Annotated in this window: 14 protein-coding genes and 1 pseudogene; 9 read left to right on the top strand and 6 right to left on the bottom strand. The window is 36.8% G+C overall.

Annotation, left to right across the window (positions count from 1 at the left end; genetic code table 11):
* Window positions 1-163: 163 nt before the first annotated feature.
* Together HRG09_RS09725 and HRG09_RS09720 are read right to left on the bottom strand one after the other, a co-directional pair.
* A pseudogene (locus tag HRG09_RS09725) lies at window positions 164-346 on the bottom strand (HAD family hydrolase); the annotation flags it as partial.
* Entirely contained in the window at window positions 347-1,579 is a 1,233-nt protein-coding gene (locus tag HRG09_RS09720) for a MerR family transcriptional regulator (protein ID WP_174100604.1), read from the bottom strand.
* 186 nt (window positions 1,580-1,765) lie between these two features.
* Here HRG09_RS09720 and HRG09_RS09715 point away from each other — a divergent pair, with 186 nt between their 5' ends.
* The 5 genes from HRG09_RS09715 (at window position 1,766) to HRG09_RS09695 (ending at window position 8,112) form a co-directional block, all read left to right on the top strand.
* The gene (locus tag HRG09_RS09715) at window positions 1,766-3,052 is read left to right on the top strand and encodes an NAD(P)/FAD-dependent oxidoreductase (RefSeq protein ID WP_174100603.1); all 1,287 of its coding nucleotides are present in this window, start codon (window positions 1,766-1,768) and stop codon (window positions 3,050-3,052) included.
* Window positions 3,053-3,065: 13 nt separating this feature from the next.
* Entirely contained in the window at window positions 3,066-4,538 is a 1,473-nt protein-coding gene (locus tag HRG09_RS09710; protein ID WP_174100602.1) for an aldehyde dehydrogenase family protein, read from the top strand.
* A 45-nt stretch (window positions 4,539-4,583) separates the two neighbouring features.
* Complete coding sequence (locus tag HRG09_RS09705; RefSeq protein ID WP_174100601.1) at window positions 4,584-6,002, top strand: MATE family efflux transporter; 1,419 nt, start codon at window positions 4,584-4,586, stop codon at window positions 6,000-6,002.
* Between the two features lie 46 nt (window positions 6,003-6,048).
* On the top strand, window positions 6,049-6,330 hold the full coding sequence (locus tag HRG09_RS09700; protein WP_174100600.1) for a cupin domain-containing protein: 282 nt from the start codon (window positions 6,049-6,051) through the stop codon (window positions 6,328-6,330).
* A 159-nt stretch (window positions 6,331-6,489) separates the two neighbouring features.
* Entirely contained in the window at window positions 6,490-8,112 is a 1,623-nt protein-coding gene (locus tag HRG09_RS09695; RefSeq protein WP_174100599.1) for an amidohydrolase, read from the top strand.
* A 133-nt stretch (window positions 8,113-8,245) separates the two neighbouring features.
* Here HRG09_RS09695 and HRG09_RS09690 read toward each other — a convergent pair whose 3' ends face one another.
* On the bottom strand, window positions 8,246-8,626 hold the full coding sequence (locus tag HRG09_RS09690) for a VOC family protein (protein WP_174100598.1): 381 nt from the start codon (window positions 8,624-8,626) through the stop codon (window positions 8,246-8,248).
* 304 nt (window positions 8,627-8,930) lie between these two features.
* Here HRG09_RS09690 and HRG09_RS09685 point away from each other — a divergent pair, with 304 nt between their 5' ends.
* Complete coding sequence (locus HRG09_RS09685) at window positions 8,931-9,422, top strand: nitroreductase (RefSeq protein ID WP_174100597.1); 492 nt, start codon at window positions 8,931-8,933, stop codon at window positions 9,420-9,422.
* Between the two features lie 39 nt (window positions 9,423-9,461).
* Window positions 9,462-10,025 (top strand): GNAT family N-acetyltransferase, encoded by a 564-nt coding sequence (locus HRG09_RS09680; protein ID WP_174100596.1) that lies wholly within the window; start codon window positions 9,462-9,464, stop codon window positions 10,023-10,025.
* Window positions 10,026-10,104: 79 nt separating this feature from the next.
* Here the strand turns inward: HRG09_RS09680 and HRG09_RS09675 are convergent, their stop codons facing one another.
* The gene (locus HRG09_RS09675) at window positions 10,105-10,581 is read right to left on the bottom strand and encodes a GNAT family N-acetyltransferase (RefSeq protein ID WP_174100595.1); all 477 of its coding nucleotides are present in this window, start codon (window positions 10,579-10,581) and stop codon (window positions 10,105-10,107) included.
* Window positions 10,582-10,620: 39 nt separating this feature from the next.
* Complete coding sequence (locus HRG09_RS09670) at window positions 10,621-11,040, bottom strand: SgcJ/EcaC family oxidoreductase (protein ID WP_174100594.1); 420 nt, start codon at window positions 11,038-11,040, stop codon at window positions 10,621-10,623.
* A 201-nt stretch (window positions 11,041-11,241) separates the two neighbouring features.
* Between HRG09_RS09670 and HRG09_RS09665 the strand changes: the two genes are divergently transcribed.
* Window positions 11,242-11,778 (top strand): GNAT family N-acetyltransferase, encoded by a 537-nt coding sequence (locus HRG09_RS09665; RefSeq protein WP_174100593.1) that lies wholly within the window; start codon window positions 11,242-11,244, stop codon window positions 11,776-11,778.
* Window positions 11,779-11,798: 20 nt separating this feature from the next.
* Window positions 11,799-12,323 (top strand): cysteine hydrolase family protein, encoded by a 525-nt coding sequence (locus HRG09_RS09660; protein WP_174100592.1) that lies wholly within the window; start codon window positions 11,799-11,801, stop codon window positions 12,321-12,323.
* A gap of 132 nt (window positions 12,324-12,455) precedes the next feature.
* Here the strand turns inward: HRG09_RS09660 and HRG09_RS09655 are convergent, their stop codons facing one another.
* Window positions 12,456-12,893, bottom strand: a complete 438-nt coding sequence (locus HRG09_RS09655; RefSeq protein ID WP_174100591.1) for a YndM family protein — start codon at window positions 12,891-12,893, stop codon at window positions 12,456-12,458.
* Window positions 12,894-12,993 lie beyond the last annotated feature (100 nt).

The raw sequence follows: 12,993 nt of genomic DNA, 5'->3' as shown, positions 1-12,993 counted from the left end.
ATAACTTTTTGATTTACATAATGTAATTATAATCAAGTAATAAATTCTTCGTTTCGATATATTCAGAAAAAATAAAGACAATGTACTAAAATACTTGAAGTGAACATTTAACATAAAGCCCTTCAAAAAGAGCCAAACTCTGGTCCTTTTTCTGTATGTATTGTTAACCAATCACTCGTTTCGCTAACGAAATATCAGTATTAAAAAAATCTGAGTAATTCTGTAAATGATAATCAGCTAAATCACTTTGACTTTGAAACATACATGTTGAAATTCCTAATTCTTTAGCAGGTAATAAATCTAATTCTCTGTCTCCAATAACTAAAGCGATTTTGTGTTTTGTGTGCTATTTTTTCGTACTAGCCAAATACATTAGCGTGTGGAATTTTTCATCTATTACATGATAATCAAAAAAAGGTCCTGGATCTGTACAGTAACCGATATTTTCACTTTGCGTGATTTGAAATCCGTTGACTGATAAATTTTCTTCTAAGTATTTTGGATATAAAATATGCTCGTGGGAATTTGGATATAAGGCTGAAATGTTTTTCAAGGATTTGGCCGAGCTATCATAATAGGAGTACCCGCCGACAATTGTTGAACTGCTATGAAAATAGTTTTTTAGAACATGAATTGGGAACTGCGGATTGAGCAGTGAAAAATCAGTTGCTGTAAAACTATCCACAAAAATATCGATGCTAAGCGGTTTCAATGGCAGATTTAAATCAGAATTCAAAATATAAAGGACGTTTGGCTTCGGATTCATACGCTCAATTCTTTTTCTAACCTTCTTGAGCATTGCAAGCGAATAGCCACTGAATACATAGGATGCACTCGTTTCAAGAACATCGATATATTTGGGTAGTGACACAAAAGCGTCAACGTTGGTTTCCACGATTAATTTGTTTTTCAAATCTACATTTTGTAGAATTTTTTGAAACCAAAAATTACTTTTTTCAAATAAGTTAATCATTTTGGGATTGATCTCTTTAATCGTTTCTTTATCGTAAAAATAAGATGGATAAGGAGACGTCTCATACAAGTTCGCGGTAATGATAATACCTTCCTCGATAGCTGCCTCGTATCCACAGGTACAAGTTAAACTCCCCGTTTGAATGTAGACTTTTTTAATCGTTACATCTTTCATTTCAAGCGGAATGTGGCACTTCGGACAATAGAGCAGATTTACAAAGGAAAGTGGGATCCCTGTAAGATTCTCTTCTTTGGATGAAGGCGAGTTGGTTTGAACCGCTTTTTCAATCAATTGGATAGCTTTTGATAGGTCTTCTTTTTTCTTGGTCAGCTGGTTCTTTTTATCAATGAGCAAATTGTTGTAGTAGTCGATATCCTCATGGTCCGAGAAGTTTGTGACACGCTGATACGATAAAATTTGTTGAATTTCTAGTAGTGAAAAATGAAATTTTTTCAGCTCAGTAATAAAAGCCATGTCGTCGAGACACAATTGGTTCATTTGATACTGGGTATTTTTTTTGTCTGGCATTAATAATCCCAGTTCAATGTAATAACGAACGGTATCGGTCGTAACATGAAAGAGCTTTGCAAATGTACCAATCTTCATAGATGTCCCCCCGATGAAAAAAGTGGAGTTACTCCACTTTTTTCGCAAAATGAATTCAAAAAACTCTCAAATGGCTATTGACTTGGAGGAAGCTCCAAGTCATATTATTAATTCGATAAGTGTGAATATTATGAATATTTTTGACTGTATTGTAACATACATGTCACGAAAGGAGAAGGTTTAGCTATGGATAAGATGGATCGAATGGATACTCTCTCACTGTGGACAGCGACTGCGAATAGCTATGACAAAGGAAAACCTCTTGAAGGAAATGAAGAGGCGGATGTTGTTATTATTGGCGCAGGTTTCACAGGTCTTTCTTCTGCATATCATATGCAAAAATTAGGGAAGAGTGTCATTGTCCTTGAGCAGGAAACAATCGGATATGGCGCAAGCGGTCGTAACGGCGGGATGGTATTGCCAGGCTATAAGCCAACGATGCAGGAGCTTGCCAAAAAGTATGGTGCCGACGAAGCGAGACAGCTTAACGACCTCTCCCTGTTTAGTGTTGAACTGGTTAAAAACATCATCGACGAGCATCAAATCAACTGTAACTTTAGAAAGACAGGTCACATTGTGGCGGCTTACAAAGCCAAGCATTTTGAAGGATTGAAACATGAAAGCGAATACTTAAACAAAAATTTCGGGTACGAATCAAGCGTACTTGATCGAAGTCAGTTGCATCAAGAGATCGATTCCCTACATTATTATGGCTGCTTAGTCGACAACTCGAGTTACTCGTTCCAGCCACTGAACTATGCAATTGGTTTGGGAGAAGCAGCTAAATCGATCGGTGCAAAAATCTTTGAGCATTCGAAAGCACTATCTATTGAGTACGGTCGAAACAGTGTGAAAGTTGTAACAGAAAAAGGTGCAGTTACTGCGAAAGACATTATTGTGGCTACAGATGGTTACTCTGGAAAAATCATGACTGAACTGAATAAAGGCGTACTGCCAATTTCAGCACGTATTATTGCTACTGAACAGCTTCCAGAATCATTGGTGAGTGCCGTTATTCCTAAAGATCGCATGGTTTTTGATACAAGCAGTTTCCTTTACTATTTCCGACGTACACCAGATAATCGGATCGTATTTGGCGGTGGCGATATTCGTCCAAACTTAGGCGATGCTGTTTATCAAAATGTTTACGATGCCATGGTTAAAATAATGCCAAAACTAGAAGGAAGCAAGATTGATTTCCGGTGGGGTGGATTTATCGGGGTTACAATTGATACGTTCCCAGTTATTGGCAGATCCAAAGAAGGCGCATATTTCGCAACGGGTTATACGGGCCATGGCGCATCTCTCTCGACATTGTTTGGTAAGTTATTGGCACAATGGATCGTTACGGGGAGTGCAGGTGGATACCGATTTGAAAAGGAACGCCTTAAATCATTCCCGTTCTATAATCAGAAAACGATGCTGGTCAATCTAGCACATATTGGTTTCAAGCTGGTAGATATTATTGCGTAAAGGAGAGGTGTTTATGAAAATTAACATGTTCATTGACGGGAAATGGGTAGAAGCATTATCCGGTGCTAGACGAAACATTATCAATCCTGCAACCGGAGAGATTATCGCAATGTCTGCTTATGGATCAGCAGATGATGCGAAGATAGCAATCAAGGCGGCTCGTAAAGCGTTTGACAGCGGGATCTGGTCGAATTTATCGGCTGATGAAAGAGCTGACTATCTATATAAGATTGCAGACCGTCTTGAAGAGAAGACAGCTGAAATTGCCCGTTTGGAAACTGAAAATAACGGTAAGGTTATTCGTGCAACAACCCATGTGGATATTCCAGTATCGATTCAATGCTTCCGCTATTATGCTGACTTGATCAAAGGTATGAAAAAGGAATCTTACACTCGTACTGATTCTTCGGAAACAATTATTATTCATGAACCGATTGGTGTTTGTGGAATTATTGTCCCTTGGAACTTCCCGCTTATGCTAGCCGTTTGGCAAATTGCTCCTGCACTCGCCGCAGGGAATACAATTGTAATTAAACCTGCTGATGTTACTCCTGTAAGCGTATTCAAATTATTTGGAATTATCGAAGAGGTTGGACTTCCGGACGGAGTGGCAAACTTGGTATTGGGACCTGGCTCAAAGGTTGGGAATGAGCTTGCAGAGAGCCACGATGTTGACAAAATTGCCTTTACCGGTGGAACAAAAACAGGTCAAAGTATTATGCGCGCAGCTGCGGGCAATATGAAAAAAATTACACTTGAACTGGGTGGTAAATCTCCACTTATTGTGTTCGACGATGTAGATTTTGAAACTGCAGTCGATAATGCGATGTTTGGTATTTTCCACAACGCTGGGCAAGTTTGTTCAGCTGCATCCCGTTTGCTTGTACAAGAGACCATTTACGATAAGTTTGTTGAAAGACTGGCCGAGCGTGCGAGCAAAATTGTAGTTGGAAACGGGGAAAGCGAGAACATTGAAATGGGAGCTCTCACAAACGAGTCTCATATGAATGAAGTTTTACATTATATCAAGAAAGGAATCGAAGAAGGTGCAAAATTAGTTTGTGGTGGTAAGCGCTTAACAGAAAATGGGCTTGATCGAGGATTTTTTATTGCGCCAACAATCTTTGCTGATGTAAATGCGAATATGTGTATTGTTAAGGAAGAAATTTTTGGTCCAGTCCTTGTTGTACAGAAATTTAAAGATGAGGAAGATGCCATCCAAAAAGCGAATGATTCCATTTATGGCTTAGCCGGTGCTGTATTTACTGAAGATATGGATCGAGCAAAACGTGTCATTAGTAAATTGCGTGCGGGAATTACTTGGATTAATAGTTATCATCTCGCTTATGTTGAAGGTCCTTGGGGAGGATATAAGCAAAGTGGAATCGGCAGAGCGTTAGGTGCCATTGGGCTGGAGCACTTTATGGAAACGAAGCAAATCAATATCCACCAGCATGCCAAACCTGTAGGATGGTATGCGAATTAATTGAGTTTAACTTGCTATATAAATTATTTATAAGGGGACATGCTCATGAAAATAGTAGACAACCGTCCGTCATCGAAGATAGAGCAACTAGAAGTAATGAATAAGCCGGCGTATGATTCAGTGCTGGGAACCAAAAGTATTCCGTTACTATATTTACGGTTTGCATTGGCAGGAATTATGGCTAACGTGATTCTAGGAGTTGTAGCGGTTGTCGATGGTTATTTCGTCAGTGGCTTTCAAGAGCTGGAAATCGAAGGGATCGGAATTGGATTTACGGTCATGGTTATTACCCGTATGCTTGGCGTTCTTTTGGGTGTGGGAGCCGGAGCGGTTATTTCACTTCGACTTGGAAAAGGGAGAATCGAAGAAGCTAGAGGGATTATGGGACAAACCTTATGGTTTACTCTTTTCCTTTCCACTTTTTTAGCTGTACTTGGAGTGGTCTTTGAAAATGAAATTATGATCTTATTTGGAGCAAGTAATGAAGCGCTTCCATATGCGGTGCAATATAGCCGACTGTTATGGATTTCATTGCCATTAACGATATTGGCCGTTGTATTAAGCATTTTAACTAATATCGATGAAAAACCTATATTATCAATGAACAGTTGGTTAGTCGCAGCAGTTGTTGCTGGGATTGCAGAATGGATTATGGTAACGAAGTATGATATGGGGATGATGGGTTCTTCATGGGCTAATACGATTTCGCAATCAATTCCTGTTCTCCTAATCTTTTATTTCTGGTTTGGTAAAACAAAACTTAAGCCAAAAATGAAAGATATGATGATTAATCTCAAAAAGATTGGTGAAGTAGTTTGGACGGGATTTGCATCTTTCTCGAGTCAGTTCATGATGTTTATTGCAATTATTTTCACCAACAACTTACTGCAAAGCTACGGTGGTGGTCTACACGTTGCAGCTTTCACGATTCAAAACGGTTACATTACAAATCTGCTCGCCTTAGCAGCGCTTGGTGGGATGACAGGACTTCAACCGATCATTAGTTATAATTACGGTGCGGGCAACCTTGATCGTGTGAAACAAGCAATTAAGATGGGACTCATTTTTACAGTTTCCTTCTTTGTGATTGTGACAACCGTCCTAATCATTTTTGCAGATCCAATTGTGTCATTTTTTTCCGGTGGTAATCCTGAACTGCAGAAACTGGGCATTTGGACGACAGTTGTATTCAATTGTTTGTTTACACTTAGTGCAGTCAGCTTGCTCATCTCTGGTTATTTCGAATCACAAGAGAGAAACTGGTCCGCAACGTTTATTAGTGTAAGCAAAATATTATTGTTCATGTTACCGTTTCTATTTATTTTCCCGAAATTCTGGGGTGTAGAAGGTGTATGGTACGCTGCTCCTGCTGCAGAAATTCCAGGTGTTCTCATTGCCATATACTTTATTAAAAAAGAGTTTAAACGTTTAAAAGATCCAAATGTTAAGACAGTAGATTTATAGGAATGTATTCCGTCAAAATTACCAATTAGAAAGAGAGGGGATCATCATGTTTTTTGCGAAAAAACTTACAGCAGAAGAAGCAGAGCAACTAGGTGCCTATACATGGGAACCATGGGTAGGCGAACCGAATAAAGGAACGTGGCATGTAGAAGAACAGGAAGTTTTCTATGTGACAGACGGTGAAGTGTTTATTACTGTTGATGGGAAAAAGTATCATTTAACAAAGGGTTGGGTCGTTTCCTTGGCTAAGGACCTTGTTTGTGAATGGAATTGTCCAGTATTTTTGAAAAAGAATTATAAAATGAACCATGAGATTAATCTGAAATAATGTGAAATGGGGAGTGGGAAAATGCTAAGCAGATGAATGCTCCTGCGTATTTAATGGATAAGAAATTCAGAATAGTAAAGCAGAATAGCATATCGAGAGATATAGCCTTAAATACTGAGCTAATCACTCTAAAAGAGTAATTCCGAAAGGGCTGAGTTTATGAAAGCTGATGTTGTATTGATAAATGGAGAGGTTATTACAGTGGACCAAAAGAATACAGTAGTCGAAGCTGTAGCAATAAAAGATAATCGTATCGCAGTTGTTGGTTCAAATCAGGAGGTTAAGAGTTTTATAGGAGAAAAAACTGATGTAATTGACCTGCAAGGAAAAACGCTTCTTCCTGGATTTATTGATTCTCATATTCACCTCATTTCTCAAGGGTTGAATCAGTTGGCGGTAAGTTGTAAAGCTGAACATATTGATTCTATTGAGGCTTTATTAGAGGACCTGAAAAAGAAGGCCTTAGAAACTCCAAAAGGTGAATGGATACGTGCTTGGGGCTTTAATGAAACAGCTGTGAAGGAAAAGCGTTATCCAACAATCACTGAGCTGGATGAAATTTCAGTTGAACACCCGATTATGGTATCGCGTACTTGCAACCATATAAGCGTGGTGAACAGCAAGGCATTAGAAATTGCGCAAATTAATGAGAACACACCGGATTCTAATGGGGGAGTTATTGAAAAGGATCAGGCAGGAAGGCTTACAGGAAAGTTAATTGAAGCAGCAAATATGGAAATGAGCGAGGTTGCAAGTTATACAGAAAGTGAACTGATGAAGGCTGTGAAAATCGCATCAGATCATTTCGTTGCAGCGGGCATAACAAGTATACATGATGCAGGTGGATATGACGGACCTGAGAGTTTCCGTTTACTACAACAAGCTGTGAAGAGTAAGGATATTCGTGTCAGAATATATGCAATGATATGTCAGATAAATAACTCCCATGAATTTGTTCATAAAATGGTCGAAGCTGGTGTGGTAACTGGTACCGGAGATGAGAGATTCAAAGTTGGACCAGCTAAATTGTTTACAGATGGAAGTAGCACCGGGCCTACAATTGCAACCCGTGAGTCGTACGCCAGTGACTCTAACAATTATGGTATTCTTTATTATAGTGAGGAAGAAATCTATCAGGTTTTAGGTGAAGCACATAAAAAAGGTTATCAAATCACTGTACATGCACAAGGCGATAAAGCCATTGAAATGTATTTAAATTGTGTAGAAAAGGCGTTGGAGGAATCACCAAGAAAAAACCACCGTCATCGGATCGAGCACGCGGGAATTTCTTCACCAGATTTACAAGAGAGAATAAAAAAACTCGAGGTGGTTCCTATTCCAAATCCTCCATTTCCATATGAATTCGGAGAGATATATGTAGAGCACTATGGTGATCGTGTTAATCACATGTACGCTGTTCGTGATTTTATTGATCGCGGCATCATGGCAGCAGGTGGATCGGACGCGCCAGTTACTGATTATAACCCTTTATTAGGAATTCATGTTGCTGTTAATAGAAAAAGCAAGTCTGGAATGGAGTTTGGTACTAATCAATCTATAAGCGTAATGGAAGCTATTAAACTATACACCTGGAATGGTGCTTATGCGAGTTTTGAAGAAGAAATAAAAGGAAGCATAGAGGTCGGAAAGTTGGCGGATTTAGTTATATTAAATGACAGTATTTTAAGTGTCAACCCAAACCAAATTAAAGATTTAAAAGTAGAAACAACTATTATTGATGGTGAAATTATCTATCAAGAAGAACAATCAGTGAAAATTTAATATATCATAGTTTGCATACCACGTAACCCTTGTAATGCAACATTATTAGGTAGTAAAACCGTTCGAAATTTTCGAACGGTTTTTAGTGTTATTGTATTTCGTAATCAAAATATCAAATAATAAATGTATTTTGCTAGATAGTTATCTCGATTTGATTTCCTTCTGGATCACTAATTACGCTCTCATAATAGCCATCTCCAGTGAAGCGTGGTCCATTTAATACCGGATATCCAGCTTCTTGTAATGTTTTGGTTAGTTGATTCACACTTTCTTCGCTACCAACAGAGAAAGCGATATGGGCATATCCAATTAAATCAGAAGTAGGCGTGTTTTCTATTCCTTTTTTTCGCATAATTTCGAGACGTGCTCCAGATTCAAATGTAATGAAATAAGATTCGAAGTGTTTAGCTTCATTGTGATATAAAGAATTTACTTTTCCATTAAAATACTTTGTATAGAAAGTACGCATTGCTTCTAGATCATTTACCCAAATCGCGATATGTTCAATTTTCATTTGTTTTACCAGTCCTGTTCTTGTGTGAGTTTATATAGACTTAGCCAAATATTTATGGGCTAAAAATCAGTGAAGATGAAAAACACCAATTAGAATTTCACTTTATGAAGTTTGAAATGATATGTCAAGAATCAAGAGTGGATGCTGGAAGAAATCAATTATAAATATAGAAATGAAAAAGTTATTTAGCAAAGATTTATGTTAATTTTCTGATGTGGGAATACATAGGATTTTTAATAGAATGAGTCTTTACAGAGTAATTTAATGTTTTTGCGGTAATTACGAGTAAGGAGGAGAATGATTTATGGGTCAATATGAACAAATGTTGCTCGTTGGAACAATTATGTCTATTATACTATCCGTAATGATTTTGGGATCATTATATTATAATCCACGTCTATGGTTAAATGAATATCCTAAGGATATTCAAAAAGTTGTTCTGCCAAAAACAATTACTGAAAAAAGACAAACTGTATACTTTGGAATTGTATATAATGTAATTCTTTTTGGGACACCCTTCATTTCAACCTTTTTACTAAATCAACATAAGGAAGTATTGTTTATAGATGCTTTCTTACATTCTTTTGGAATTTTAATGATTTTTAACTTAGTTGATTTACTCATTCTAGATTGGCTTATATTTTGCCGGATTAATCCGAGATTTGTTGTTATTCCTAGTACAGAAGGGATGAAGGGATATAAAGATTATAAGATGCATCTACGAGGAGCAATGATTGGTACGCCTTTTCTCCTAATGGTTAGTTTATTCATTGCAGGAATTGCTATAAATATTTAGTATGAGGAATATATAATGTTTTACTTAGAGGAGATAAAGATGGACATTTTTATTAGGAAACTAGAATTAGAAGATTTGAATGAATTTCCTGAAATTGATGATAGTTTTACGGTTGATTCTAAGCTAGTTCTTTCATTAGAGGCGATGGGTCATCAAATAGAATACACTGTGCAAGACATACCAGGTTTTGAGAAAAATTATTCAGAAGATATATATAAGGAGGAGCAAGAGAATGATTTAGATTATAGCGAATATGTTAATAATCCAGATAAAATCATTTATTTGGCGTTTATAAATTGCCAAATGATTGGAATGATTATAGTAAAGAAGAATTGGAATGGTTTTGCTTACGTGGAAGATATAAAAGTAGATAAGCAGTTTAGACAGTTTGGAGTTGGTAGAAAATTAATTGAGCGGGCAAAGTATTGGGCGCAAACTGGTAAAATGCTAGGAATCATGCTAGAGACACAAAATAATAACGTTAGAGCATGTAAGTTTTATGAGAGTTGTGGATTCGTAATAGGTGGCTTTGATTTTCTTGTATATAAAGGGATAAATGAGCAAAGTGATGAAGTTGCAATATATTGGTATTTGAGATTTTAAGACAGTCCAATATAACCTATAGTACTCCATACGAACAAAGAGTGTCATTAGAGCGTTTCATGGCACTCTTTATTCGTTATCATGCTGAAATAAAATACAAGAAAAAGGTTGATTCACCGTATGTGAGAATTTCATCATCGGTGAATCCCAGATTTGAATAGAATTTTTGGCCCGAAGCATTTTCAGGATGTACAGTTAAGCGAAGACGATGGCAAGACGGATGAACGATTTTTAAATGGTTAATTAATTCGTTTATTGCTGCGACTCCAAACCCTTTTCTTTGATATCCTTTGTCGATAAAAAAATGAAACAGCCAAAAGTCCTTTTGACAATCCGGTTCGTAGTGCAAATTAAAGAAACCAACCATTTTTTCATTATGATAAATTCCAAAAGGTTCAATCATCCTATCATCCGGCCTAATATATGCTTTAGCAAGTGCAATAGCAACAGGTGGTGTAATTTCAGAAACGAACTTTTGCTGCTCAATGTTTACAGAAAGCGTGAGAGCCTCTCGCCAATTGTCAGAAGTTATTTTCTTCAAAGTTACTTGAGACATAAGTCGTAACCTCCACTCTAAATAGGGATATGGGAAAAGCTATTGAACTAGTGTATTCTGCCCAGCAGCAATTTTCCACGTTTCCTTTTCTTTGACCATTACATAAACAGCAAGACTGCCTTGCTCACTTTCTATTATTTTTCCTTCAGAGGTTGTTGGATATTGTCTAATATGTGCGATAGCTACGTCGGAACGTATAAATGTAATACTTTCAACTGTATAACAAGCATATGAATCACGAAGAGGTCCCGCTAAAAGAACTTTGTGTGTCTCATTGATTTGTTTCCAACCAGATAGCTTCTTGCCAAATACGTTAACCCATGTGGCATTCAAGGTGAAGTGGCGGTCTAATTCATCCGCATTATGTGCATTAAATGCATTTTCAACTTCAGTAATTGTATGCTGGATTGCATGTATTTCTTCTTGTTGTTGTTCTTTTGAATTAAAAGCTTTAGACATATTTATTCCTCCTATGTTGGTTTGATATCTATAGATTACTAAATTAAAGTTTCTATAACATCCAGCAAGAGTAGTATTTTTTTGAATAAAAACTGATACGAAGGTATGATGGCAAGTCGGTGTATCGTACTCACTGTCTAATAAAAGGAGTAAACTCAATGAGTCTAGAATATTATAATGTTATGAATAAGGAGGAAAAGTATGTTATTACAAATAGGTAAATTGTCGATTAGATATGTTGCAGAAGATGATGTAAATACAATCTCAAAATGGTTAACAAATCCAGAAGTTTTACAGTATTACGAAGGCAGAGATAATCCACAATCTCCAGAAAAAGTACGTATGCATTTTATCCATACTCCAAAGAGTGATGAGAAAAGGTGTCTAGTGAAATATGCTGGAGAACCAATTGGTTACATACAAATTTACCCGATAGATGCAGAGTGGAAAGAGTTATATGGATATAGAGAAAATCAGAATATATGGGGCATGGACCAATTTATTGGAGAGCCAACACATTGGAATAGAGGAATCGGTACAGAGCTTGTACAAGCCGCGATCATATATATAACCGATGAATTAGGGGCAGAAGCAATTGCGATGGATCCAAGAGTAAGTAATGAACGAGCGATTCATTGTTATGAAAAGTGTGGATTCCAAAAGGTGAAAATTTTAAAAGAACATGAGCTGCATGAAGGGAATTTAGAAGATTGCTGGATGGTAGAGTATAAAAAATAAGCGGCGAGGAGTTGTATGGAATGAAGAAGGCACTTTTAGTAATAGATGTGCAAGAAGGTATGTATACAGCAGGTGGACCAGTATTCAAAGGGCAGGAGTTATTAGAAACGTTGCAAGAGTTAATTCAAAAATGTCGTTTACATGAAATTCCTGTTATTTATGTCCAGCATAATGGGCCCCAAGGTCATCCTTTAGCAAAAGGAAAACCGGAATGGAATATTCATTCGGCCATTGCACCGAAAGATGGTGACATCATGATCGAAAAAGAAACACCAGATTCATTCTATAAAACAAATCTACATAAAATATTGCAAGATAATGAAATTGAACATGTCATTATGTCAGGTATGCAAACAGAATACTGTGTGGATACAACAACGCGTAGCGCTTTTAGTGAAGGATACAAAGTAACTTTGGTTCGTGATGCACATAGTACATTTGATTCGGAGCAATTAAGTGCGGAAGAAATTGTTAAGCATCATAATGCAGTATTGGGTGCATTTGCTGATGTTGTGGATTTCAAAAACATAAAGATAGAAGCATAAGATCGAATTAAAAGGAAATAGTGACAACAGGTGGCGAAATGTTTCCATAATCTGTTATGGAGCAATACTACCGAAAGAATCGTTAATGAAAAATAAGGATGTCATGATATAGATTGTGACATCCTTATTTTTTTACTTTTTCTTATCTTTATCTAAAACATTTTGTTCCTCAGCAAACTCAGTTCCATAGGCAAACCGGCCACTCATGTTGATTCGATCACTTTTATGTCTTTCATGCGTATGAGAAAAACGATGGACAAATACTTCAGATAATGTAAAAACAATAGCGGACAGAATACTTCCCCATGCGATCTGCATATAATTGTCCAATAAAATATTACCGAAAATCCACACACTTAAATATGTTAACAAAAAGTCAGCCATAATCGCAGCGGAATTGCCAACGCGGTCCAAAATGATTTTATCAACAAACATATAAGAAACAATTGTTACAAACAGGCTAAAGGAAATAACATCAACAAATGTTGCATCGAAAAACAAATCAAGTCCAATAGCAAAAGCAATGATACATGATATAAATTTGATAAGCACAATAGTAAAATTGCTCAAGTTGCACACCTCCTGTTTTTACATAGTTTTGGTATAAAACAAGAAGTTCATACATTTCTACATGATTGTAAATAAAATTTTTTCATGTGAAACACCTTGT

This window comes from Bacillus sp. Xin1, from assembly GCF_013314535.1.
Lineage (GTDB): Bacteria > Bacillota > Bacilli > Bacillales > Bacillaceae_G > Bacillus_A.
Note: the sequence above shows the minus strand (reverse complement) of the source record. Positions and strands in the feature narration are given on the sequence as shown.